The organism is Bacteroides sp. AF20-13LB (genome assembly GCF_003603065.1).
In the GTDB taxonomy this organism is placed as follows: Bacteria; Bacteroidota; Bacteroidia; order Bacteroidales; family Bacteroidaceae; genus Bacteroides; species Bacteroides uniformis.
In genome coordinates this window covers 143963-168878 of the sequence record NZ_QTMH01000012.1, presented here as the reverse complement: position 1 = coordinate 168878, position 24916 = coordinate 143963, and the positions used below count along the sequence as shown (strand labels likewise).

Here is a 24916-nt window from a genome sequence, read left to right as displayed (position 1 = left end):
CCGCTTAGATTATGAAGATTAAAGATATAGACCTGGGCCCACGCCCCGTATTCCTCGCCCCGATGGAGGACGTCACCGACCCTGCTTTCCGCCTGATGTGCAAGCACTTCGGAGCAGACATGGTATATACCGAGTTCGTTTCTGCCGATGCCTTGATACGCTCCGTAGGCAAGACCCAGCAGAAACTGAACATCAGCGATGAAGAGCGGCCCGTAGCCATACAGATATACGGACGGGACACCGCCACCATGGTAGAAGCCGCCCGCATTGTGGAGCAGGCACATCCGGACACGCTGGACATCAACTTCGGCTGCCCCGTGAAGCGCGTTGCCGGCAAGGGTGCCGGTGCCGGTATGCTACAGAACATTCCGCTGATGCTGGAAATCACTCGTGCCGTGGTAGATGCCGTGAAGATTCCCGTCACCGTGAAGACCCGCCTGGGCTGGGATGCCAACAGTAAAATCATCGTAGACCTTGCCGAGCAGTTGCAGGACTGCGGCATTGCCGCCCTCACCATCCACGGCCGTACCCGCGCCCAGATGTATACCGGCGAGGCGGACTGGACACTTATCGGCGAGGTGAAAAAGAACCCACGCATGCACATTCCCATCATCGGCAACGGTGATATCACCACTCCCCAACGGGCCAAAGAATGCTTCGACCTCTACGGTGTGGACGCCATCATGATAGGCCGTGCCAGCTTCGGCCGCCCGTGGTTCTTTAAGGAAGTGAAGCATTATTTGGAGACGGGCGAAGAACTCCCTCCGCTGAGTTCCGAATGGCGGCTGAACGTACTCCGCCAGGAAGTGGAAGACAGCGTCAACCTGCTGGATGAACGACGGGGCATACTGCACGTGCGCCGCCACCTGGCAGCAAGCCCGCTCTTCAAAGGGATTCCCAATTTCCGCGACACCCGGATAGCCATGCTGCGGGCAGAGACGAAGGAGGAACTGTACCGCATCTTCGAAGAGATAGAACCGTTGCTGCCATAGGAGAAAACCGCATACGATTTTTACCATCGAGTCCGATACTTGAGCAATCATCCTCACGCCCCTTCTTGAATAGCTTCTGAGAGGGGGGCTATTCAGACGCAGATGACACGCTTTGTTGCCATCCGCATAACTCACTGTCTGTCAGCAAGAAATTTTGCCAACCACTTGCCTTGCCCTTGGCAAACTTTTGCCATGCCTATGGCAAAGTTTTGCCAACGCGGTGGCAAAGCCTTGCCAATGGGAAGGCAAAACCTTGCCAACAAGGAGGCAAGAAAAAAAACATTGTTTCTTTGGCAGAAAGAAACAAGTCCCTATATTCGTCTTCCCAAGAAAGAAAGAATCCCATAAATATGTCTTTATGAAAAAGAAAAAACTGCTCAAACAGCTCATCGTAAACTTCCAGCATTCACTTCCGGCAGAAGTTTATCCGCGTACATTGGTATTGCCCACAGACAGTGGAAAGATAATCACCGTGCCCGACTAGCGGAACATCGGCTGCGCAAACCATCGCTTGAACATCCACGTGGCCAGGATATAAATGCCGAAAGCCGATACGAAACCCACGATAGAGTCTATCAGGTAATGTGCCTGGATATAGACCGTAGCCCCGCACAACAGCAGATAGAAAGGAAACAAGCAGGCAAACAGACGCTTGCTGCCACGCCATGCCATAATCATCAGTACCGTAGACATTCCGACGTGCGAACTGGGAAAAGCAGCCGTGGGGCGCTCACCCACCTGCTGGGAACTCTCCACCAGGTTGTAGAAGAAGCCGTGCTCATAGCCCGGACCGGGAAGAAGTTCCTGATGGTGATGGAAATAGTCACCGATGGACGGGAAGATACCTTGCGCCACATGGTCGCTTCCAATGGCGGGGAAGTAGAACTGCGGCCCGGCAACGGGGACGAAGATATAAATAAGGTAATAGATGAAGAAAGCGGTGACGATGACGAACGAAACCTTCTCGAAAAGGTCGAAACGATAAAGGAAATACCACACCACCACCAGCAGAATCATCGGATAATAGAAGAAGTATCCCATATTGAACGGCTCGCTCACCCACATCTGCGGAAACCTTTCACAGAACCATACAGCAGGCTGTCCGCCAAACATCCACTGCTCCACCGACGCGAACACGTGGTCGAGATTGGGGAATATCCGGTTGAACTCAAAGGTGTCGGGATACCAATAGGAAAGCAGTGACATCTGGATGGCTATGCGCACAAAGGCAGAGAACTTGCAGGGTGCCAGCCGGTAAAGATACATCAGCAGGAACGTCATACCCGCAATGACAACACGGTCTGCAAGCATCTGCACCGGATGATCCATTTCCTGAAAAAGAAACAGAATGAGAATGGAAGTCAGCAAATTGTATATCAGCGTAATCTTCTCTACCGCAAAAAGCCCCTTACGGGTTTCTACCCTTTTAAATAAATCTAAAGCCATCCCTTATCCTTATACCAGGCAATGGTTTCCTTTACACCCCGTTCCAGGTCGTACTCAGGACTGAAGCCCAGTTCCTCGACGGCCGGTGTGATGTCACACTGCCAGTTGCGTTGTTTCATTATTCTATACTTGTCCGAATTGAGCGTACTGGTCTTGTTCTGCCGCTTCGCCCAAAATTCAGCGAGCAAAGATACGACTTTCAATACAATTAACGGACATCTCAAGCGAATAACAAACGGATTGCCCAATTCTTTCCTTATCAAATCGGAAAAAGCACGGCTGCTATACACCTTCCCGTCAGCCAGGAAATAGGCGCGGCGGGACACCTGCTTCTCTATCCCGAGGAAGACGGCTTGCACGATATCCTTTACATATACAAACGTCAAGTCCTGGCGGCAGAAGCCTACAGAAAAGTCCGTATGCTGCCGGATGGACTTTGCCATAAGATAATAATCCTTCTCACGCGGCCCGTATACACCCGTCGGCCGGTAGATGACGTAGGGGAAACCCGGAATACTCTGCAAATAAAGTTCTGTTTTCAGTTTACTGAGTCCGTAGGCGGTATTGGGTGAAGGGGGGTCACTCTCCATAATCGGGTCGTAGGTCCTCTCGCGTACCGGGCCGAACACACTCAGCGTACTGATGAAGATAAACTGCTTGGGAATCATGTTCAGCTCCCTCAGCGTATCGATGAAGTATTTGGTCTGCAGATAATTCACCAAATCGAATTCGTTCTTGTCCACACACTTCGTCACACCGGCACAATGGACAATATAATCAAACTTATTGTAGGTCCCTTTATGTCCCGAGAGTTGTGCCCTCAGTTCATTGGGGTGCGCAAAGTCCAGTTCGAGGAAATGTATCTTGCGGTCACGCAGATACTCGCGGCTGCTGGATGAACGTACACCCGCCCACACACCGAACTTGCGCTTCAACGCCTCCTCCACGATGAAACTTCCGATAAATCCGCTTGCTCCTGTAATTAAAATCGATTCCACTTCTTCAGTTACAAATTACTAATTACTTTTCATCCGGTCCGTCACCTTGACGCTCCTTGTGTTACTCTGTCGCCTCGTTACTCTTCTTCACCGGCTCCACATGGATGCTGACCAGTGTTCCTTTGCCGAACTGCCTTTTCAACTTGTTCTCCACCGCCGTTGCCGTCTCGTGGGCTTCCTCCAGCGAGATGCTGCCATCCATACGCACATGCACCTCGATGGCACAATAACTGCCGATGCGGCGCGTACGAAGGTGATGCGGCGAGCTGATACCGGGAAAAGAGAGAATCGTCTTCAGTATCTCATCCTCCACCTCGGCAGGCAATGATTTCTCCAACAGTTCGTCCACACACGGTATCAACAACTGCACAGCCACCTTCATAATGAAGAAGCTGACAATAACCGCTGCCACCGGGTCCAGCACCCGCCAATGGTCACCCAAAAGAATGGCGCCACCTATACCCGCTGCCGTGCCTATGGACGAAAACGCGTCACTCCGGTGATGCCAGGCATTGGCAACAACCGCCTGCGAATTCAACTTCCTGCCCTTGAATACGGTATATTGATAAAGCACTTCCTTGAAAACGATGGATACCAATGCAGCCACCAGTGCCAGTATACCGGGTTCCTGCAGAGAGCCGCCTTGCAGGAAGCGGTAAATGGAGGAAGCCCCGTTCCAGAAAATGCCGAATCCCACAAACAACAGAAAAATACCGATAATGGCAGTTGCCAGCGTCTCGTACTTGCCATGACCGTAATCGTGTCCTTCATCTTCGGGCTTTGCCGAAATGCGCACAAAAACAATGACAATAATATCTGTAATGAAATCCGACAAAGAATGTACCGCATCCGCCAGCATGGCGGCACTGTGACCTACAATACCTGCAAAGAATTTGAAGACAAGCAAGAGAAAGTTTACCACACTTCCCACAACCGTCACCCGGTAAATGTCTTTTTCCCGTGTGGCATCTGCTTTTTTGTTCAGAGTTTGCATTTCCATCTGCTTTTCGTCTAAGGTACAGCCTATCTTCACTTTGTGTGCAAATATAGTACATAAATCCATTACAATCTGTCGTTCCTTCATTATTTTCAATAGAATGATAATATTTTGAAGTCTGAGTGAACGAAGGAACGTATTTATTTGTTTACTTTGCAAGAGGTAATCACCACAGATTACACAGATTGACACAGAATCTCTATTTATACATAAAATACATCATAACATTATGGCCAAAAAGAAAGAAAAGAAAGCCGGCAAACGCATGAAGAAGAAAGAGCTCGTCAAAGTACTGCTGGAATTCTTCCACACAAAGCAAGACGAAGTATTATCCCTGAAATACATCTTTGAACAACTCCACCTCACCACACATCCGCTGAAGATGCTGTGCATGGACATCTTGTCCGAACTGTCGATGGACGACTACATCACAGAAGTGGACAAGCACAAATACAAGCTGAACAACCACGGCGTGGAAATGACCGGAACCTTCCAGCGCAAGAGCAACGGCAAGAATTCCTTTATACCGGAAGGTGGAGGCGAACCGATATTCGTGGCCGAACGCAACTCGGCACACGCCATGAACAATGATAAAGTGCGTATCGCCTTCTATGCCAAGCGTCGCGGACGCGAAGCCGAAGGAGAAGTCATCGAGATACTGGAACGTGCCAACGACACCTTCGTGGGTACCCTGGAAGTTGCCAAGTCATACGCTTTCCTTGTAACGGAAAACCGTACGCTTGCCAACGACATTTTCATCCCCAAAGAAAAGTTGAAAGGCGGCAAGACGGGCGACAAAGCCATCGTAAAGGTGGTGGAATGGCCCGACAAAGCTAAGAACCCCATCGGCCAGGTAATCGACATCCTGGGGCGCGCAGGAGACAATACCACCGAGATGCACGCCATCCTGGCGGAATTCGGCCTGCCCTATGTCTACCCCGCTGCCGTAGAGAAAGCTGCCGACAAGATACCCGCCGAAATCTCCGCCGAGGAAATAGCCCGACGTGAGGACTTCCGGGGTGTGACCACCTTCACCATCGACCCCAAGGATGCCAAGGACTTCGACGACGCCCTCTCCATCCGCAAACTGAAAGGGGGACTTTGGGAAGTAGGCGTACACATTGCCGACGTGACCCACTACGTGAAAGAGGGCGGCATCATAGACAAGGAAGCCGAGAAGCGTGCCACATCCGTCTACCTCGTAGACCGCACCATCCCAATGCTCCCCGAACGGTTGTGTAATTTCATCTGTTCACTCCGCCCCGACGAAGAGAAGCTTGCCTACTCCGTCATCTTTGAAATGACGGAAAAAGGCGAAGTGAAGAACTCACGCGTGGTACATACCGTCATCAAGAGCGACCGCCGCTTCACCTACGAAGAAGCCCAGGAGATTATAGAAACCGGCAAAGGAGACTTCCAGGAAGAGGTGCTCCAACTGGATAAGCTTGCCAAAATACTGCGTGAGAACCGCTTTAAGGCAGGAGCCATCAACTTCGACCGCTACGAAGTGAAGTTCGAAATTGACGAGAAGGGCAAACCCGTCAGCGTCTACTTCAAGGAGTCGAAAGATGCCAACAAGCTGATAGAGGAGTTCATGCTGCTTGCCAACCGCACCGTAGCCGAAAAGATAGGCCGCGTGCCCAAAGGCAAGAAAGCCAAAGTGTTGCCATACCGTATTCACGACCTCCCCGACCCGGAGAAGCTGGACAACCTGGCACAGTTCATCGCCCGTTTCGGCTACAAGCTGCGTACCAGCGGTACAAAGACCGACATCTCCAAGTCCATCAACCACCTGCTGGACGACATCCAGGGCAAGAAGGAGGAGAACTTGATTGAAACCGTCTCCATCCGCGCCATGCAGAAGGCACGCTACTCCGTGCATAACGTGGGGCACTATGGTTTGGCTTTCGATTACTATACCCATTTCACCTCGCCCATCCGCCGCTATCCGGATATGATGGTACACCGTCTGCTCACCAAGTACTTGGACCAGGGAGGCCGCACCGTGTCCGAACAGAAATACGAAGCCCTCTGCGAACACAGCAGCAGCATGGAGCAGATAGCCTCCAACGCGGAACGCGCCTCCATCAAGTACAAGCAAGTAGAATTCATGACCGAACGCCTGGGACAGACCTTCGACGGTGTCATCTCCGGCGTAACGGAATGGGGACTCTACGTGGAGCTGAATGAGAACAAGTGCGAAGGCATGATTCCCATCCGCGACCTCGACGATGACTATTACGAATTCGATGAAAAGAACTACTGCCTGCGCGGACGCCGCAAAAATAAAATTTATAGTCTGGGAGATGCCATTACCATTAAGGTGGCACGCGCTAACTTGGAAAAGAAGCAGTTGGACTTTGCACTGGTGTAACCTCACCCCCTCTCCCCTCTCCGATAGAGAGGGGAGAGGAGAGCAATGAATTGAAAACTTGCGAAACTTGAGTGAAGTGAAATAAAGAATAACCCTACAATATTTAAATATCCCCACTCCCCTCTCTTTCGGAGAGGGGCCGGGGATGAGGCTTTGCACATGAAGACAATTACTATTACAGACCCTACACAGATTGAGGAAATTATCCGTAAATGCCCATACTGCATAGTGGGCATCACAGACCTTGAAGGAAACCCATATGCGGTTCCCATGAACTTTGCCTATCAAGACGGGGTAATATACTTGCATTCCGGCCCGGAAGGCAGTAAAGTGGAGATGGTAACAAAGCACCCGCAAGTTTGCATCACCTTCTGCGAAGGACACGAGCTGGTTTATATGCACCGGCAAGTGGCATGCAGCTACAGCATGAAGTCGCGCAGTGTTATCTGTCGTGGGAAAGTACACTTCGTGGAAGACATGGAAGAGAAGCGACGCGTACTCGACATGCTGATGAAGCAATATACGGAAAATGAATGCAAATATGCTGAACCCGCCGTACGCAATGTCAAGATATGGGAAGTAAAAGTAGAGAAAATAAGCTGCCGGTCATTCGGGTTAAGACCAAGCGAACTATAAATACCATCTGCCGGTCACCTGCTCCACATTGATGGAGCGGATAACCGGCAGAAATATTTACTTTTACAACGGATATTCCTCAAATGCATACAACAGCGTCGAAAGATACCGTTCTCCCGTATCGGGCAGCAGCGCTACAATCGTCTTTCCTTCATTCTCGGGCAACCGTGCCAAGCGGGTAGCTGCAGCAACGGCAGCTCCCGAAGAGATGCCGACCAGCAATCCCTCATACTTCGCCAGTTCGCGGCCCGTACGTATGGCGTCATCATTAGATACCTGCAGAACTTCGTCTATTACGGCACTGTTATAGTTCTTTGGCACAAATCCGGCACCGATACCTTGTATTTTATGGGGACCGGGCTTCCCACCGGAAAGTACGGGAGAATCTTCGGGCTCCACAGCCACAATCTTTACCTTCGGGTTATTGGCTTTCAAGGCTGCACCCACACCACTCACTGTGCCTCCCGTACCTACACCGGCCACGAAAATATCCACCCGGCCGTCTGTATCACGCCAGATTTCTTGTCCGGTAGTACGCTCGTGCATTGCCGGATTGGCAGGGTTGTCAAATTGCTGTAGAATCAGCGAGCTGGGGTTGGCGGCTTTCAGTTCTTCGGCACGGGCTATGGCGCCTTTCATACCGTCGGCACTCGGAGTCAGTACCAATTCCGCACCGAGGGCTTTCAAGAGGTTGCGGCGTTCCAAGCTCATTGTGTCGGGCATCGTCAGTATCAGCTTGTAACCTTTGGCGGCGGCTACAAAAGCCAGCCCCACGCCCGTATTGCCACTGGTAGGCTCGATGAGGGTGGCGCCGGGCTTCAACAGCCCTTTTGCCTCGGCATCTTCTATCATGGCAAGCGCCACGCGGTCCTTCACACTGCCGGCAGGGTTAAAATATTCCAATTTGGCAATAACACGGGCTTTCAGACCCTTATTCTTGTTATAATTATTCAACTCCAGCAAGGGAGTGTTGCCTACCAGGTCGGTAAGGCGTTCTGCTATCTTCTTCATAATCCAACTGTTTTTAAATTCCTCATTCCCCTAAGGGAAAAGACTAACAATCCGGAGTGGAACGAGGTATGTTATTTCTTACAAGACAAAAGTAGCGCAAAATTGGTTCGTAGAAAATACCACAAATATGGTAAATACGTACTATAAATGAGGGATATGTAGGATATTTGACGAGTATTTCCTATCTTTGTTGCCACTTTTAAACTTAAGGATATCATAATGAGTCCACTCAACTTTACCCACATTTTGACACAAGCAGTCGATGAGCTATCGGAAAGCGAATCATACAAAGGACTGTTTCACCAGCATACGGACGGCAACCCGCTGCCTTCGGCAAAAGTGCTGCGCGACATCATCGAACTGGCGCGAGCCATCATCTTCCCCGGATATTTCGGAAATTCTACGGTCAACAGCCGTACGGTGACTTACCATATCGGTGTCAATGTCGAACGCTTGTTCGACCTGCTGACCGAGCAAATCCTTGCCGGCCTCTGCTTTGCAGGCGACGGCGAATGCAACTGTTGTACCGAGCTCCAACGGGAAGAAGCCGCCTTATTGGCTGCCAAGTTCATCAGCAACCTGCCGGCAATGAGACGTACACTCGCCACAGATGTGGAAGCCGCCTACAACGGTGACCCCGCCGCACAGTCGTTCGGCGAAGTCATCAGCTGCTATCCGGCCATCCGCGCCATCAGCAACTACCGCATCGCACACGAGTTGCTCAAGTTGGGTGTTCCCCTCATTCCCCGCATCATCACCGAGATGGCGCACAGTGAAACGGGAATCGATATCCATCCAGGAGCGGAAATAGGTGGTTATTTTACCATCGACCACGGTACGGGTGTGGTAATCGGCGAGACCTGCATCATCGGCAACAACGTGAAGCTGTACCAGGGTGTGACCCTCGGTGCCAAGAGCTTCCCGCTAGACGAAGACGGCAAGCCCATCAAGGGTATTCCCCGCCATCCCATTCTGGAAGACAATGTGATAGTCTATTCCAACGCCACCATATTGGGACGCATCACCATCGGACAAGGAGCCACCGTAGGCGGCAATATCTGGGTGACAGAAGATGTTCCCGCAGGAGCAAGGATTGTACAGACAAAGGCCAAGAAGTAAGTCACAAACAACCAATAAACAATTAAAATCGTAAATAACTCAAATCAGCAGTTCAAGTAGTTAAATGGTTATCAGCCACTAATGAGAGAAACGAGTGACAACTACCCAGATTGCCGATTCACATAAAGTAAATGCATAGATGAGCGAACAATCTTTTGAAATGATTGCCAAAACCTTCCAAGGACTGGAAGAGGTACTGGCACAAGAGCTGACTGCACTGGGCGCCAACGAAATAGAAATAGGCCGCCGCATGGTATCTTTCAGTGGTGATAAGGAAATGATGTACAAGGCAAACTTCTGCCTGCGTACAGCCATCCGGATACTGAAACCCATCAAACACTTCACAGCCAAAGATGCCGACGAGGTTTACGAACAGATTAAAGCCATCCGATGGGAAGACTATCTGGATACGGACAAGACCTTTGCCGTGGACGCGGTTGTATTCAGTGAAGAGTTCCGTCATTCCAAGTTCGTTTCCTACAAGGTGAAGGATGCCATCGTGGACTATTTCCGCGAGAAGACCGGCGAACGTCCCGGCGTGCGTGTCAACAAACCGGACGTGCTGCTGAACATACACATTGCCGAGACCAAATGTACGCTGTCTCTCGACTCCAGCGGCGAATCGCTGCACCGCCGCGGTTATCGCCAGGAAGCAGTAGAGGCCCCGCTGAATGAGGTGCTGGCCGCCGGCATGATATTGATGACCGGCTGGCGTGGCGAATGCGACCTGATAGACCCGATGTGTGGTTCGGGAACCATTCCCATCGAAGCGGCGCTGATTGCACGCAACATCGCTCCGGGCGTATTCCGCAAGGAGTTCGCTTTCGAGAAGTGGGTGGATTTTGACCAGGAGCTGTTCGACACGATATACAATGACGACAGCCAGGAACGTGAATTTACGCATAAGATATACGGTTACGACAACAGCCCGAAGGCAAACGAAATTGCCACACACAATATAAAGGCTGCCGGCGTAAGCAAGGACGTGGTATTGAAGCTGCAACCTTTCCAGCAATTCGAGCAACCTGCGGAGAAATCCATCATCATCACCAATCCTCCCTACGGTGAGCGTATCTCTACCAACGACCTGCTGGGCCTTTACTCCATGATTGGCGAGCGTCTGAAACATGCCTTTACGGGCAACACCGCATGGATTCTTTCTTACCGGGAAGAGTGCTTCGACCAAATCGGGCTAAAAGCCACCTCCAAGATACCTTTATTCAATGGTGCGCTGGAATGCGAATTCCGCCAGTACGAAATCTTCGATGGAAAGTACAAGGAATTTCGTGCCGAAGGCGAGGAGTTGAGCAAGGAGCGCAAAGAATTTCGTCCGGCTTCAGGAGAAAGGAAAGAGTTCAAACCCGGAGAAAGACGCGAATTCCGTCCCCGATTCAGCGGAGAGAGACGTGAATTCGGTGGCGAAAGACGCGAATTCAACGGTGAACGCAGACCAAGAGAATTCAAGGACAGCGAAAAGCGCGAATTCCGTCCGCGTGAAAGAAGAGAGTTCAAAGACGGGGAAAAACGGGAGTTCAGACCGAGGGAAAGACGCGAATTCGGTGGAGAACGCAGAACAAGGTCAGGTGAATCTTACCCGGAAAGAAAAAGAAGAGAGGCGGGAAAGAAGGAAGAAGAATAACACGAACAATGACAAGGAGAATGAATGCAAAGAAAATAAGTAAGAGCATTCTTGCACTGCTGATGGCAGTGCCTGCTCTGTTTACAACAAACGTCATGGCACAAGAACTGAAAAAGCCGACCCTGGAAGACCTTATTCCCGGAGGTGAAACCTACCATACTGCCGAAAACAAGTGGTACCAGTGGTGGGGCGATGCCGCTTGTCTGGAACTTGGCATCGACAATATAGAAGGTACATGGGCTGTCAAAGGATTAGGTGCCAAGCCCGGAGAGAAATTCACTGCCATCACATTGGAAGAAGCCAACGCGCTGCTGGAAGAAAAAGGACTTGGAAAACTGCGTCACTTTCATGCTGCAAAGGCTGTCAACGTACCCCGAGGCGTCAATCTGGGTATTCAAGTCCAAATAGACCCACTCCTACTGCTGAACACCGGCAAGTACCGTGCCCTCGTCGACTGGAAGAAGAAAAAAGTCATCTGGAGCCAGCCTTGCCCCGCCCAAGCCGAAAATGAGGATTGGAACGAAGTAAGCCGCCATTTGGCTTATACTATCGGCAATAATCTCTATGTGATGACCGGTGACGGGCAAACCCTGAAAGTCACCAACGAACCGGAAGGCATCGTCTGCGGTCAAAGTGTGCACCGCAATGAATTCGGCATTTCAAAAGGCACTTTCTGGAATCCTGCCGGGGACCTGCTGGCTTTCTATCGAATGAACGAAAGCATGGTTACCCCCTATCCATTGGTTGACATCACGACAAGAATAGCACTGGTGGATAAAATACGCTACCCCATGGCCGGCATGCTCAGCCATCAGGTAAAGGTAGGTATCTACAATCCTGCTACTCAAAAGACCATCTATCTGGACATGGGCGACCCAAAAGACCGCTACTTCACCAACATCACCTGGGCACCGGATGGCAAAAGCCTCTATCTGATAGAGCTAAACCGAGACCAAAACCACTCCAAACTGTGCCGGTACGATGCTGAAAGCGGAAAGCTGCAACAAGTGCTCATCGAAGAGAGACATCCCAAATATGTGGAGCCGCAATCTCCCATTCTATTCCTGCCATGGGACAGCCACAAGTTCATCTATCAAAGCCAGCGTGACGGCTTCAACCATCTATACCTATACAATACGGAAGGGGAACTGCTGAAGCAACTCACCTCCGGCCCCTGGCTTGTACAAGACATCGTAGGTTTTAACCGGAACACGAAAGAGCTCATCATCAAGAGTACGGAAATCTCTCCTTTGCAGAGCAACCTTTACGCTGTCAACCTGAAGAATGGCAAACGCAGCTTGATAGGAGACCCAACCGGCATGCACTCGGCACAAATCTCCGGTTTCATGGGAACTTACCTCATCGACAATGCCTCTTCGCCCACTTGCCCCCGTATCATAAAACTGATGTCCACCAACCCGAAAAAACAACGGGAACACACACTGCTGACAGCCAAGAACCCCTACGAAGGCTTTGAAATGCCCAGCATAGAAGTAGGCACCATCAAAGCCGCCGACGGCAAGACAGACTTATACTACCGCCTGATAAAGCCTACCGACTTCGACCCGGCAAAGAAGTATCCCGCCATCGTCTACGTATACGGCGGCCCGCACGCCCAGATGATAACGAACGGCTGGATGAACGATGCCCGCGGCTGGGACATCTACATGGCAAACAAAGGCTACATCATGTTCAGCCTCGACAACCGTGGCAGCAGCAACCGTGGACTGGAGTTTGAAAACGCCACCTTCCGCCAGCTGGGCATCGAAGAGGGCAAAGACCAGGTGAAGGGCGTAGAATTCCTGAAAAGCCAGCCTTATGTGGACGGAGAGCGTATCGGCGTGCACGGCTGGAGCTTCGGAGGACACATGACTACGGCGCTGATGCTGCGCTATCCCGAAATTTTCAAGGTAGGCGTTGCCGGCGGACCGGTTATCGACTGGGGATACTACGAGATAATGTACGGTGAGCGCTATATGGACACTCCGCAAGCGAACCCGGAAGGCTACAAGCAGACAAATCTGAAAAACCTTGCCGGTAACTTGAAAGGACATCTGCTCATCATACACGACGACCACGACGACACCTGCGTGCCGCAGCACACCCTTTCATTCATGAAGGCGTGCGTGGATGCCCGTACCTATCCCGATTTGTTTATCTATCCCACGCACAAGCACAACGTCCTGGGACGCGACCGTGTGCATCTGCACGAGAAGATAACAAGATATTTTGAAGAATATCTTTAATGTACAATGTACCGTACAATTTGCTATGCAGTGCGGGCGTGCAAATAGGGAGTAGATGGTAGAAGAAAGAAGAGAATAAAAGAGAGAATAAATCATTAAGTATAACAATCTGTACAACTTACCTGATGCCCCACAGCACAGACAAATTGTACATTGTAAATTGTAAATGAACCCATGAAAGTATTATTATTAGGCTCCGGTGGCCGCGAACACGCTCTGGCATGGAAGATTGCCCAAAGCCCGAAAGTAGAGAAACTATATATTGCGCCCGGCAATGCAGGTACAAGCGAAGCAGGCGAGAATGTGAACCTGAAGGCGACAGACTTTCCCGCACTCAAGGCCTTTGCCCTTGAGAAAGAAATCGACATGATTGTTGTGGGTCCCGAAGACCCGTTGGTACAAGGCATCTTCGACAGCTTCAAGGAAGACCCTGCCACCTGCCATATCGACATCATCGGCCCCACCGCCAAAGGTGCCACACTGGAAGGTAGCAAGGAATTTGCCAAAGGCTTCATGATGCGCCACAACATCCCCACTGCCCGCTACAAGAGCATCACCGCCGACAACTTGCAGGAGGGACTCGACTTCCTCGCTTCCCTCGAAGCGCCTTACGTACTGAAGGCCGACGGACTGTGTGCAGGCAAGGGCGTGCTGATTCTCCCCACACTGGAAGAAGCTCAGAAAGAGCTGAAGGAAATGCTGGGCGGCATGTTCGGCGATGCCAGCGCCACGGTAGTCATTGAAGAGTTCCTCAGCGGCATCGAATGCTCCGTATTCGTGATGACAGACGGCCGCCACTATAAGGTATTGCCCGTAGCCAAAGATTACAAGCGTATCGGCGAAGGCGACAAAGGCCTCAACACCGGCGGTATGGGCAGCGTTACTCCCGTACCTTTTGCCGACGAAACATTTATGGAAAAAGTACGCACCCGCATCATCGAACCTACCGTAAACGGTCTGCTGGAAGAAGAAATCGGCTACCAAGGCTTCATCTTCCTGGGACTTATCAACGTGAAGGGCGAACCGATGGTAATTGAATACAACGTCCGCATGGGCGACCCCGAAACCGAAAGTGTAATGCTGCGTATCAAGAGCGACCTGGTAGACCTACTCGAAGGCGTTGCCCAGGGCGACCTCGACCAGCGTACACTGGAATTCGACTCACGCACAGCCGCTTGCGTCATGCTGGTAAGCGGAGGATATCCGGAAGCCTACGAAAAGGGCAAGGTGATGACCGGATTCGAGAAGGCTGCCGAAACGGACAGCATCCTCTTCCATGCCGGAACAGCCACCAAAGACGGACAGACCGTAACTGCCGGTGGCCGTGTCATCGCCGTCTGCTCCTATGGTGAAACAAAGGAAGAAGCCTTGCAGAAGAGCTACCGCGTGGCCGACATGATAAACTTCGAGAAGAAATATTTCCGTCGCGACATCGGATTTGACTTATAAATGAGAACGAAGAGATTCCAGAACCGGATAACGGCAGGGCGGTTCACACTACCCACCGCTATCCTGATTTCAGTATCCTGCTGGATACTGACCGCTGTTCTGTTGCCCGAGACGGAGACACAGCAAAGCGGATATTCCCTTTGGGAAACATTCTGCGACTTCTGCATCCCCACCTGGGCAAACCGTCTCTTCAGCTTTATTCTGTATGCCGTCATCGGGTACTTCCTAATACAGCTCAACAATACGTTCGCCATCATCCGGATGCGGGCATCGGTACAGACTTCTGTCTACTTCCTGCTGATATCCGTCTGCCCCAGCCTGCACATGCTGTATGCGGGAGACTTGGCAGCCGCCTCCTTCCTGGTGGCACTGTTTTTCCTCTTCAAGAGCTACCAGCAGGCACGGCCCACAGGCAGTCTCTTCCACGCCTTTGTCTTCATCGGACTGGGCAGCCTGCTTTTTCCGCAGCTCATGCTGTTTGCCCCCATCTTCTGGATAGGTGCCTACAACTTCCAGTCTCTCCAACCCAAAAGTTTCTTCGCTTCCTTGGTAGGATGGAGCGTACCCTACTGGCTGTTGCTGGGACACGCCCTCTACTACGGGCAAATGGAACTCTTCTGCCAGCCCTTCCGCGAGCTGGTGACCTTCGCTCCCACCCGGTTCGACTATCAGCCGTGGGAACTCGCCACCCTCGGGTATCTCCTTGTTCTGTTCATCGTCAGCGCGGCACACTGTCTCATTGCCGGCTATGAAGACAAGATACGCACCCGAAGCTATCTACACTTCCTCATCCTGCTGAATTTCTGCATCTTTGTCTATATCGGACTGCAACCGGTATTGAGTGTCCACCTGATGTCCTTCCTGCTCATCGGTGTCAGCATCCTGGCGGGACACTTGTTTGTACTGACAAATAGCCGCAGTTCCAATATATTCTTCATTTGTGCATTTATCGGATTATTCATTCTATTAGGATTCAACATATGGACGCTTTTGTAGATACACTCGTACAGCTGCTGATTGACTGGGGATATGTCGGTCTGTTCATCTCTGCCCTATTGGCAGGAAGCATCATTCCGTTCAGTTCCGAGATAGTGATGGTAGCACTGGTCAAGGTCGGTCTAAGCCCGGCACTGTGCGTACTCTCCGCCACCTTGGGAAATACGCTGGGAGGCATGACGTGCTACTACATGGGACGTCTGGGACGTATAGACTGGATTGAGAAATATTTCAAGGTAAAAAGGGAAAAGATAGAACGGATGCAGCATTTCCTCCAAGGGAAAGGGGCACTGATGGCTTTCTTCGCCTTTCTGCCTTTTGTGGGAGAGGCCATAGCCATTGCACTGGGCTTCATGCGCAGTAATCTGATGCTGACCACCACTTCCATGTTTGCAGGGAAGCTGGTGCGCTACATAGCTATGCTGTGGGCACTGCAAGGAGCCATTTCGATGATGAATTATTGACATGTAGTGAGTTTGAGCAATAGATGTATAGATACAACGCGTTGGATGTATAGATGCAACGTGCTGGATGTATAGATGCAGCACGCTGGATATATAGGCGCAACAACACGCTGAATCACAGAGAATTAAACTAAATAAAAACATTCAACAAAAGCAGAAGTGATGCAACGAATCATAGAGAAGACGGAAGACGGAAGTGCGACACTGTTTGTACCGGAACTGAATGAACATTATCATTCGGTAAAGGGGGCACGTACAGAATCACAGCACATCTTCATCGACATGGGACTGAAAGCATCCGCTACTGCCCGCCCGCATATCCTTGAAATCGGTTTCGGCACCGGACTGAATGCCCTGCTTACACTGGAAACTGCCGAAAAGGAAAAGAGACCTGTGCACTATACCGGTATCGAACTCTATCCGCTTGCATGGCCGGAGGTGGATGCGCTAAAATATAGCGACAATCCTCTGTTCGAGGAACTGCATCGGGCTGCGTGGGAAGAAGAAGTTGCCATAACTCCTTATTTCACACTGAGAAAAGTGCGGGCAGATGTCGAAACAATAAGCATTGACAGTTTGTTAATGATTAATAAATCTCCGTTCGATGTTGTCTACTTCGATGCCTTTGCACCCGAAAAGCAACCGGGAATGTGGGAGGAAAAAGTCTTCCGGAATATCCATGCCGCCATGAGCACTGATGGCGTGCTGACCACCTACTGCGCCAAAGGAGTAGTACGCCGCATGCTGCAAGCCGTAGGATTCAAGGTAGAGCGTCTCCCAGGTCCCCCCGGAGGGAAACGGGAGATACTGAGGGGAAGGAAAGAGGAAGTGATAAATGGATAAGGAATAGTTGATAATGAATAGTTGATGCCCCCTGCCACAGCGCAGCCAAATTGTAAATTGTAAATAGTAAATTGTAAATGAAAAAGTTTTGTTTTTTACTCCTCATAGCCACCTTGCTCTTCTCGTGCAAGCAAGGAGGCCAACAGAACAAGAAGAATGACGATAAACCCGTGATTACCGTCACCATCGAGCCGCTGCGGTATTTCACCGAAGCCATTGCCGGCGATGAATTCACCGTCGTCAGCATGGTGCCCAAAGGTTCAAGTCCGGAAACCTACGACCCCACGCCCCAGCAGCTTGTCGACCTTGCCCAAAGCAAGGCCTATTTCCGCATCGGCTACATCGGTTTCGAGCAGACATGGACGGAAAAACTGACGGACAATGCTCCCCACCTGCAATTCTTCGATATGTCCGAGAATGTGGAACTCATTCTGGACGATACCCATGCACATCATCATAAAGACGGGCATGTACACGAAGGCCATACGCACGCCGGTGGTGTGGAACCCCACATCTGGAATTCCACCATCAACGCCCAAATCATTGCCGGAAACATTCTGAATGCACTCTGCGCCATAGACAAAGCCAATGAAAGCGTCTACATGGAACGTTACAACGTACTCATCCGGCAGATAGAGCATACAGACAGCCTCATCTGCCAGATGCTTTCCAGCCCGAATGCCGACCGTGCCTTCATGATTTATCATCCGGCACTTTCCTACTTTGCCCGCGACTACAACCTGAACCAGATTCCTATCGAGGCAGGTGGAAAGGAGCCCTCCCCCGCCCATCTGAAGAGCCTGATAAACTCCTGCAAGAAGGAGAAGGTACGCATCATCTTTGTACAGCCGGAATTCGACCGCCGCAATGCCGACCTTATCGCCCAGCAGACCGGAACCCGGGTAGTGGCTATCAATCCCCTCTCATACGACTGGGAGGAGGAGATGATGAATACGGCCAGAGCGCTTGTAAAAGAGTAAACGATGATTCTGTCCATTTAACGAAGAAGAAGCTATGCCTGCATCCCCCATTATAGAGATAAAGAACCTCAGCGCCGGATACGATAACCGGACCGTACTGCATGATATAAACCTGACTATCTACGAACGTGATTTTCTGGGTATCATCGGTCCCAACGGTGGTGGAAAGACTACCCTTATCAAATGTATACTGGGACTGCTGAAACCCACTACCGGGGAGATTCTATATCACTCCTGCCCTCCATCCCCCTCCGAAATTGCCAATTGTCAATTATCAACTGTCAATTGTCAATTATCCATGGGTTACTTGCCCCAGTACAGCAGCATCGACCGGAAATTTCCCATCACCGTAGAGGAGGTCATCCTTTCAGGACTCAGCAGCAAGAAGCCGCTGGCTTCACGCTTCACCGCCCGACACCGCGAGAAAGCCTCTGCCGTGATAGCCCGCATGGGGCTGGAAGGCATGGAGCAGCGTGCCATCGGCGCTTTGAGCGGCGGACAGTTGCAACGTGCCCTCCTGGGCCGTGCCATCATCTCCGACCCGCAGGTGGTGATTCTCGACGAACCCAGCACATACATCGACAAGCGTTTCGAAGCCCGCCTCTACGAACTGCTGGCAGAGATAAACAAGGATTGCGCCATTATTCTCGTCAGCCACGACATCGGCACGGTGTTGCAGCAAGTCAAGTCCATTGCCTGCGTCAACGAAACCCTGGACTACCATCCCGATACCGGCGTTACGGAAGAATGGCTGGAACGCAACTTCAACTGCCCGATAGAGTTGCTGGGGCACGGGACACTGCCGCACAGGATATTGAAAGAACACAAGCATTCTCACGGATGACTGGAAGCAAAGGAGGCCGACCCATTGTAGAACCGACCTCCCGTTACCCTTCCGAATAACTATCCGACAATCTTCTTACCCGTCATTTATATTGGAAAGCCTTATACGAATGGGGTAGTAATGACAAACGGAAAGAGTTCTTTGGTGTCACCGGACGCCTGCTCTGTACGGGTTCGGCAGGAAGGGGAGCCAGAATATCTCCATTCTCCAGATTTTCCAACCTCGTCACCTCATCATCGGTAACAATACGCACTTCCACCGGTTCATCATTGAAGTTCTCCACCACCAGTGTTTTATTGTCATACACAAACAATCCGACTTTGGAGGGAGCCTCCAGATAGATATCCATATCCCTACTCATAATGCGGCGAATCTCATTCAAGGCTTTTGCCGGAAAATCATATAAATTTCCCATATCATCGGGAATGGTCAATACATATAGATTGCCGGCGGCATAGGGAGCTCTCAACAAAATAGGATACCCCGATACTCCTCCCGTCAACGGACGGCCCGCACTGACTACTTCCCAAGCATCATTCGTATAATACTGAACCTGCGGTATCAATAAATCGCGTCCGGCTTGTCCATATCGGCCAAAATCATTGACAAGAGCTTTCAAATCGGTACAACGCAACTCTACTATTTCGGCAATTTTTTCAGGAATGGCTTTCAGCAAGCCGCTTGTAATCACCACATCCCGTCCGCTTTGCAATTGCTTCCTAATGTCGGTCATGAGCTCCGGAGCTTGAGCCGCCTGGGCAGTCAGCAGCACCACTTGTTGGTCTTTCGGAAAAACGGGACGTATATCCATCGGCAAACCTATCATGCCCAGATAATTCTGCAAGAAATCATCACCCGCCACATGAAAAGGCTTGTAGGACTTGATGCCAATGGGGTTACCCAACTTACCTACCAGTTTATCAGTCTGTTTCAATACAACATCCGCAATGCGTGCCATGGTGGTAGGCTCTATGGAAGTTCCGTTCTTCTGCCGGATAGGGGCAGTCATCTCATCATAATTAAAGCTGGTGCCCATGCCCTGCCAAGGGGTACGGAACCTGGGAGACAACTTCACGCCCAGAAGCTGGTTATAGGCAAAGAGAATGATTTCGGGAGCCTTGGCAAGCATGGTCAGATGCAGCTGCTCAGCATAGCGGTCCATACCCAGATTCAGTCCACCGGAGTCCACCCATCCTCCACCATTGTAGCCCGGACGCAGATTATCAAAATAACGGATAATATTATAGCTTAGATAATTCTGCAGATGCTGGTTGCCGGCAGGGTCCCTTGTTTCGGTACCCGTCCAGACACCGTCAAAGAGTTGGGGACCTTCCTCCAGATTAAAGCCCAAACCTTGGAAATGGTCGTACCAGTTGGGATACTTGATGATTACCTTTACACGAGAATTCACCTTCTTGGCAGGTTTCAGCACAAGGTCGCGCCCGGCTTCAGTCATCAGCTTCAAACGGTATTCCGTCCAGCTCTGCGTACCTTTGGCTTTTATCTCTATGTCCGACTTGCAACTGGTGAAGAAAAAGTCATCCAGAATAAACTCGTCAAAGTGCTTTGCCGTATGTTCTGCAATCTTTCGCACCATCTCACGATGCTCGGGATTGGAATAGCAGAACGTCTCGAAACTGTTCGCCTCGTTGATGGTGTAGGTAATTCCTCCGGCAGTCTCTATTCCCCGGTCATGGAAAAATTTCTTAGCTTGCTCCAGGGTGGCGTCATCCACAATCAGTAAATCACGATGTGTTTCCAAATAAATCTTGTCCACTTCCAACTGTTGTGAAATCACATTCCAAGTCGAATCCAGCCAATGGATGTCCTTCATCTTGTCTACCTCGTAGGCACGTACATAGACCGATACCTTAAAATTGTCATAAGCTTTTGCCTGCATGGCCATAGTGCAGACCATGCAGAGCAGAAAAGCTACAATTACAAACTTATCTACCTTTATTTTACTGTTCATTACCATTCAATATTTTCTGAGATGCCAATACCATATACATAAACCACGTAGCATGTCCGCCCAAACAGTACTCACCTTCCTGCCATAAGAACGGGAAATGAAGTAATTCGGGCAAGTCGGGACGAATCAGATTTGTACCCGGAGACACTCCACCCGGAATATAAGACCAGTCGGCACGGTTGACACCATAGGCGGCTTTCACCGTTTCGGCACCGACTCCCGTTACAAACGCTGCCTGATTACGTCCCGGATGCATACCGAGCAGGTATTGGACAGCATTGAAAATATAGTCCGGTGCAAACAAGTCAGGATAGGCAGCATGCAGGTAACAGTAATTGTAGCCCAGATGCTGGGGTTCCCATGAACCGGAAGAACGGTTACCTCTGTCATGCGGCACTCCATACGGAGTTTTACTGCTATACTCCTGATACATAGCCTGCAACTCCGGCAGTGCTTTGCGAACAGCCTTGCTGAAACGTGCATTTCCCACAGCCTTGTCGAAACGTCCGATGAACCAACCCGTCTGACGGATATTCTTGCAGATGAAATCCTGCTGCTGCAAAACGAAATCACGGTACTCCACTTCCTTTGTCGCCAGATAAAGTTCTACGGCAGCATGTACCTTGGCTGTCAGCACCCGGTTGTTGTCGCAGCGGGTAATCCTGAACAATTCACGGGCTATCTCCAGACAATCCGCTCCCAATGCATCGTTATGTCCCTTCAAGACACGTGAAATACCTGCCAGCCAGGCAGCCACCTGAAGTTCCCTACCAGGGTTGTCCTCCGTAAACACCCAGCGGTCGTCGGCAGTCCCACTGACATGGTCTGTATGGGCCGACGCATCACCCAAGTGTGCATACTGGCGTACGGTAGGACACAGAATCCCTCTGTAGAGACGCCCCAGAGCCTTCCAACCCGCCACTATCGTCAAAGCACCGTTTTCCACCTGCTGCAACAAGTCATTCTTTCCATCCGGCTGGTGAATCTCGACTATCTTCTTTTCAAAATCTATGGAAGTCTCGTCCCAATAGGCACCAAAGTTCTCACAAGCCATGGCAAGTATATAGGCCTCGCCTGCCTGGGATTCCACACGCAGGTCATAGTCCCCCGCATCGTGCCATCCACCCACATTCAGCCCTGGAACCAAATCACCCGGCTGGTACTTACAAAGAGTAGAGGTTCCCTGAGTATATCCGTCTATATGGTTGATATCGGTTTTGGCCATACGTGCATCGTCATGATGACAGAAGTCATGCCATACACGGTATTTTTCGTTCACACGCATGTGGCACATCTGTACCGGCAAGAAGTATTCCACCTCTGCCTGCCAGATACCCTTGTCCCACACATCTTTGGCAATGCGGAACACCGGAGAAGCAGCATCGCCGTACATTACCTGATAGAGCCCTTCTTCCGTCACTTCCGTGAAATCGAACTGCAGATAGTGGTAGCGTTGGAAATCTCCCCAATCCTTGGCAGCCTGCTGCTTTACCAGTTTCCTGCCATCGGCAGCAATGCGATAAAGGGCAGGTTGCTTGAAGTCTGTATCCCGTTTATCCAACTCTATGACAGCCACTTTCTTCTGTCCAGGATGGTAACCTACTTGAGAGGCTTGCACCACCGGTGCATAACGCCAGTCTTTAGTGACTGTCGGACGGATTATCCATTTCACCGCACCTTCCTTTGTCCCTGCCGGGAACTCCGAACGGAGCACAAACCAACCGTTGTTATGATTTATCCTTCCATCATACAGCAACAAGTCTCCTTTCTCACTTTCAATCGTAATCTTTGCCAAATCATCCTGAGGATTGAGTACAAACTTTTTCCCTGCGGCCAAAGGAGCAGAGACGATATCATCGGCAATCATCGGGTTATAAGTCTTTCTATCCAACAGCAACTGGTCCAAATCAGCTTTCCCGTCAGGATTGAAATCTCCGATATGCTCCATATTGGAAGACTGTTTCATGGTGGGCCCCATCGCCTGGTGGGGAAAGACTCCCGTCCGGTTGTCCATAATCCACGGCTTGCCCAGCAAAGTGGAAGGTACCAATTCCAGATTAAAGCCCAACTTGCCGGCAAACCGCTCGGGCACTGGTTGGTCCAAATCAACGGTCAATACCAGATAATCCTTCTCGCCTTTGACCTTAATGGTATAGCCAAAAACAAAATCCGGATAAAGCATCGGATTAAAGCCTGCCATGTGTTTGGCCGAATCCGGATAACTCAATGTGACACGGATTTCATTGTCAGCCTCATCCACCACCCGGCTTCTCATCTTGGGCAATCCCTGCCACTGCCCTTGCGAGATTTCAAAGCGCACATCTCCATTGGCAGCCCTGCGGTCTCCATTCAAAACAAGGGTCAGTCCTCCCTGGTGTCCTTCAGGGTAGACGTCACTGAACACCATCACATTGGCCCCGCCATTCTCAAAATATCCCGATGGATTGATTCTGAAATCCTGGGCGTGCAGCCCCATACAAAGCATCAGTGATGCTGCACCTGCTATAAATTTTTTCATAAATACTATTTTAAACGATTATGTATTTCTACTCCCAAGCGTACCGTATGATATGGGCAACGCCACATACTCACTTTGGGAGTATCCTTCTTGGGTTCTCCATCAAAACAATCACTGTACCATTCACCGTATTCCCGGTCTATCATACAGTCCTTTACGAAAGTCCAAACCGTATCGGCCGATTGCAGATAAACGTCATTCCCGCTGATTTGCCAGGCATTGACACAAGCTATCATCGTTTCAATCTGGCCCCACCATGAGGCATGCCCGGTTGTTCTTCCGCCCTTCTTTTCATACATCATATACCCTTTGTCACTCAGTCCTTCCGCCAAGCAAGCATCCGTCACATCCAGCGCAAGCCGATTCGCCCTATCCATCAGTTGCCGGTCTTCTAACACACGGGCAGCCTCACAAAGCAGCCATCCCGCCTCTACATCATGTCCATAAGAGTCCATCTCAACCAGACTGTTCCATGCATTATCAAAGAACAAATTAAAATGTCTCTTTGAAGAGTCATAAATGCGGTCCATAAACAACTCGGTGCAGAATTCGAGTCTTTTCCTCAGTCCGTCGTCTTTCCAGCACTGATATAAAAGGGTATAAGCCTCCAGCACGTGCAAATGCGCATTCATAGTCTTGGGTGCATTGTTATCATAATTATCCAGTTGTTTCCAATCTTCAGTAAAAGATTCCACATAACCGTCATATTGCGGTTCGCGGCCTTTCTCCTCCAAGGTATGATATAAACCGACAGCCATATCCAGACTCTCGCTGTTACCTGTTGCCAGATAGTGTTCAGCCAGCCCATAGATGGCGTAGGTCATGGCATACGTATATTTGGAAGCATTCAGCACCTCACCGTCAGGATTGACCAGCCAATATACCCCACCATGTTCCTTGTCTATAAATGTATCAATGAAGTAGCGTTGCGATTTATCCGCAAGCTTCAGATAAGCCTCATCCTTAAACGTACGGTATGCGGCAGAAAAACTCCACAGAATCCGGGCATTCAGAACCCCTCCTCTCGGAGCATCCACTACCGGAGTACCATTCCGCAATACAGTTCCATAAAAACCGCCGTCGGGAGCCACTGCATAATCCATCCAAAACGGCAACACGCTGTCTCTGACATTCGTGACAATCTCTGTACGCATGCGTGTCTGCATATCTGTCTCCCCTGAATGCGACCGGCAGCCTGCCAGACAAGACGCAACCAGCAGTGCTATCCAATAAAACATCTTCCTTTCCATAATTATTCTCTAAAACCATCAAACTTTTCCTTGTATAATTCCCCGTTTATCAGAAACTGGTGTTCGTCGTCTCAAGTACTGGTGTTTGTCATGTCAGACACCGGCTTTCATCACGACAGACCCTGACGTCTATCACAACAAC

General features: G+C 50.4%; 21 protein-coding genes. 14 read left to right on the top strand and 7 right to left on the bottom strand.

Annotated elements, in window-relative coordinates; all coding sequences use genetic code 11:
- The first annotated feature begins 11 nt into the window (after positions 1-11).
- The 3 genes from dusB (at position 12) to DWX62_RS22505 (ending at position 1476) form a co-directional block, all read left to right on the top strand.
- Positions 12-992: a tRNA dihydrouridine synthase DusB gene (dusB, locus tag DWX62_RS15930; protein ID WP_005834282.1), complete on the top strand. Its 981-nt coding sequence runs from the start codon at positions 12-14 to the stop codon at positions 990-992.
- Between the two features lie 102 nt (positions 993-1094).
- Positions 1095-1340, top strand: coding sequence for a hypothetical protein (locus DWX62_RS15925; protein ID WP_055288301.1), 246 nt, complete (start codon positions 1095-1097; stop codon positions 1338-1340).
- Between the two features lie 10 nt (positions 1341-1350).
- Positions 1351-1476, top strand: coding sequence for a hypothetical protein (locus tag DWX62_RS22505; RefSeq protein ID WP_005834280.1), 126 nt, complete (start codon positions 1351-1353; stop codon positions 1474-1476).
- Here DWX62_RS22505 and DWX62_RS15920 read toward each other — a convergent pair.
- The 3 genes from DWX62_RS15920 to DWX62_RS15910 form a co-directional block, all read right to left on the bottom strand.
- Entirely contained in the window at positions 1473-2438 is a 966-nt protein-coding gene (locus DWX62_RS15920; protein ID WP_005830954.1) for a phosphatase PAP2 family protein, read from the bottom strand. The two genes, DWX62_RS22505 and DWX62_RS15920, sit on opposite strands and share 4 nt — an antisense overlap.
- Complete coding sequence (locus DWX62_RS15915) at positions 2429-3436, bottom strand: NAD(P)-dependent oxidoreductase (protein WP_005830955.1); 1008 nt, start codon at positions 3434-3436, stop codon at positions 2429-2431. Before DWX62_RS15915 ends, DWX62_RS15920 begins: the two co-directional genes overlap by 10 nt.
- A gap of 61 nt (positions 3437-3497) precedes the next feature.
- A complete protein-coding gene (locus DWX62_RS15910; protein ID WP_034523299.1) occupies positions 3498-4436 on the bottom strand; it encodes a cation diffusion facilitator family transporter in 939 nt (312 codons plus the stop codon).
- 226 nt (positions 4437-4662) lie between these two features.
- On the opposite strand from DWX62_RS15910, the gene rnr reads away from it, so the two are divergent.
- The gene (rnr, locus tag DWX62_RS15905; protein ID WP_005830959.1) at positions 4663-6807 is read left to right on the top strand and encodes a ribonuclease R; all 2145 of its coding nucleotides are present in this window, start codon (positions 4663-4665) and stop codon (positions 6805-6807) included.
- A gap of 159 nt (positions 6808-6966) precedes the next feature.
- Positions 6967-7443, top strand: coding sequence for a pyridoxamine 5'-phosphate oxidase family protein (locus DWX62_RS15900; protein WP_005830961.1), 477 nt, complete (start codon positions 6967-6969; stop codon positions 7441-7443).
- A 63-nt stretch (positions 7444-7506) separates the two neighbouring features.
- Here the strand turns inward: DWX62_RS15900 and cysK are convergent, their stop codons facing one another.
- A complete protein-coding gene (cysK, locus tag DWX62_RS15895) occupies positions 7507-8454 on the bottom strand; it encodes a cysteine synthase A (RefSeq protein ID WP_120173008.1) in 948 nt (315 codons plus the stop codon).
- A gap of 219 nt (positions 8455-8673) precedes the next feature.
- Here cysK and epsC point away from each other — a divergent pair, with 219 nt between their 5' ends.
- The 9 genes from epsC (at position 8674) to DWX62_RS15850 (ending at position 19034) form a co-directional block, all read left to right on the top strand.
- Entirely contained in the window at positions 8674-9573 is a 900-nt protein-coding gene (gene epsC / locus DWX62_RS15890) for a serine O-acetyltransferase EpsC (protein ID WP_005830965.1), read from the top strand.
- 139 nt (positions 9574-9712) lie between these two features.
- Positions 9713-11212 (top strand): THUMP domain-containing protein, encoded by a 1500-nt coding sequence (locus DWX62_RS15885; RefSeq protein ID WP_005834267.1) that lies wholly within the window; start codon positions 9713-9715, stop codon positions 11210-11212.
- A 20-nt stretch (positions 11213-11232) separates the two neighbouring features.
- Positions 11233-13458, top strand: coding sequence for a DPP IV N-terminal domain-containing protein (locus tag DWX62_RS15880; protein WP_057256568.1), 2226 nt, complete (start codon positions 11233-11235; stop codon positions 13456-13458).
- Positions 13459-13632: 174 nt separating this feature from the next.
- On the top strand, positions 13633-14907 hold the full coding sequence (gene purD, locus DWX62_RS15875) for a phosphoribosylamine--glycine ligase (RefSeq protein WP_057256569.1): 1275 nt from the start codon (positions 13633-13635) through the stop codon (positions 14905-14907).
- Positions 14908-15903 (top strand): hypothetical protein, encoded by a 996-nt coding sequence (locus tag DWX62_RS15870; protein ID WP_005830973.1) that lies wholly within the window; start codon positions 14908-14910, stop codon positions 15901-15903. It abuts the gene before it with no gap.
- Positions 15888-16367: a YqaA family protein gene (locus DWX62_RS15865; RefSeq protein WP_005830979.1), complete on the top strand. Its 480-nt coding sequence runs from the start codon at positions 15888-15890 to the stop codon at positions 16365-16367. The genes DWX62_RS15870 and DWX62_RS15865 overlap by 16 nt, the downstream gene beginning before the upstream one ends.
- 162 nt (positions 16368-16529) lie before the next feature.
- Positions 16530-17210 (top strand): tRNA (5-methylaminomethyl-2-thiouridine)(34)-methyltransferase MnmD, encoded by a 681-nt coding sequence (mnmD, locus tag DWX62_RS15860; RefSeq protein ID WP_005830981.1) that lies wholly within the window; start codon positions 16530-16532, stop codon positions 17208-17210.
- 77 nt (positions 17211-17287) lie between these two features.
- A complete protein-coding gene (locus tag DWX62_RS15855; protein WP_005830983.1) occupies positions 17288-18190 on the top strand; it encodes a zinc ABC transporter substrate-binding protein in 903 nt (300 codons plus the stop codon).
- 34 nt (positions 18191-18224) lie between these two features.
- On the top strand, positions 18225-19034 hold the full coding sequence (locus DWX62_RS15850) for a metal ABC transporter ATP-binding protein (protein WP_005830985.1): 810 nt from the start codon (positions 18225-18227) through the stop codon (positions 19032-19034).
- 82 nt (positions 19035-19116) lie between these two features.
- Here the strand turns inward: DWX62_RS15850 and DWX62_RS15845 are convergent, their stop codons facing one another.
- From DWX62_RS15845 to DWX62_RS15835, 3 genes are read right to left on the bottom strand one after another with little or no spacing between them, the layout of a single operon-like run.
- Positions 19117-21006, bottom strand: coding sequence for a hypothetical protein (locus DWX62_RS15845; protein WP_207806025.1), 1890 nt, complete (start codon positions 21004-21006; stop codon positions 19117-19119).
- The gene (locus DWX62_RS15840; protein WP_057253907.1) at positions 20996-23524 is read right to left on the bottom strand and encodes a glycoside hydrolase family 9 protein; all 2529 of its coding nucleotides are present in this window, start codon (positions 23522-23524) and stop codon (positions 20996-20998) included. Before DWX62_RS15840 ends, DWX62_RS15845 begins: the two co-directional genes overlap by 11 nt.
- A gap of 5 nt (positions 23525-23529) precedes the next feature.
- Positions 23530-24774 carry an AGE family epimerase/isomerase gene (locus DWX62_RS15835; protein ID WP_035447357.1) on the bottom strand — a complete coding sequence of 415 codons (1245 nt, stop codon included), beginning with the start codon at positions 24772-24774 and terminating at the stop codon, positions 23530-23532.
- Between the last annotated feature and the right edge of the window lie 142 nt (positions 24775-24916).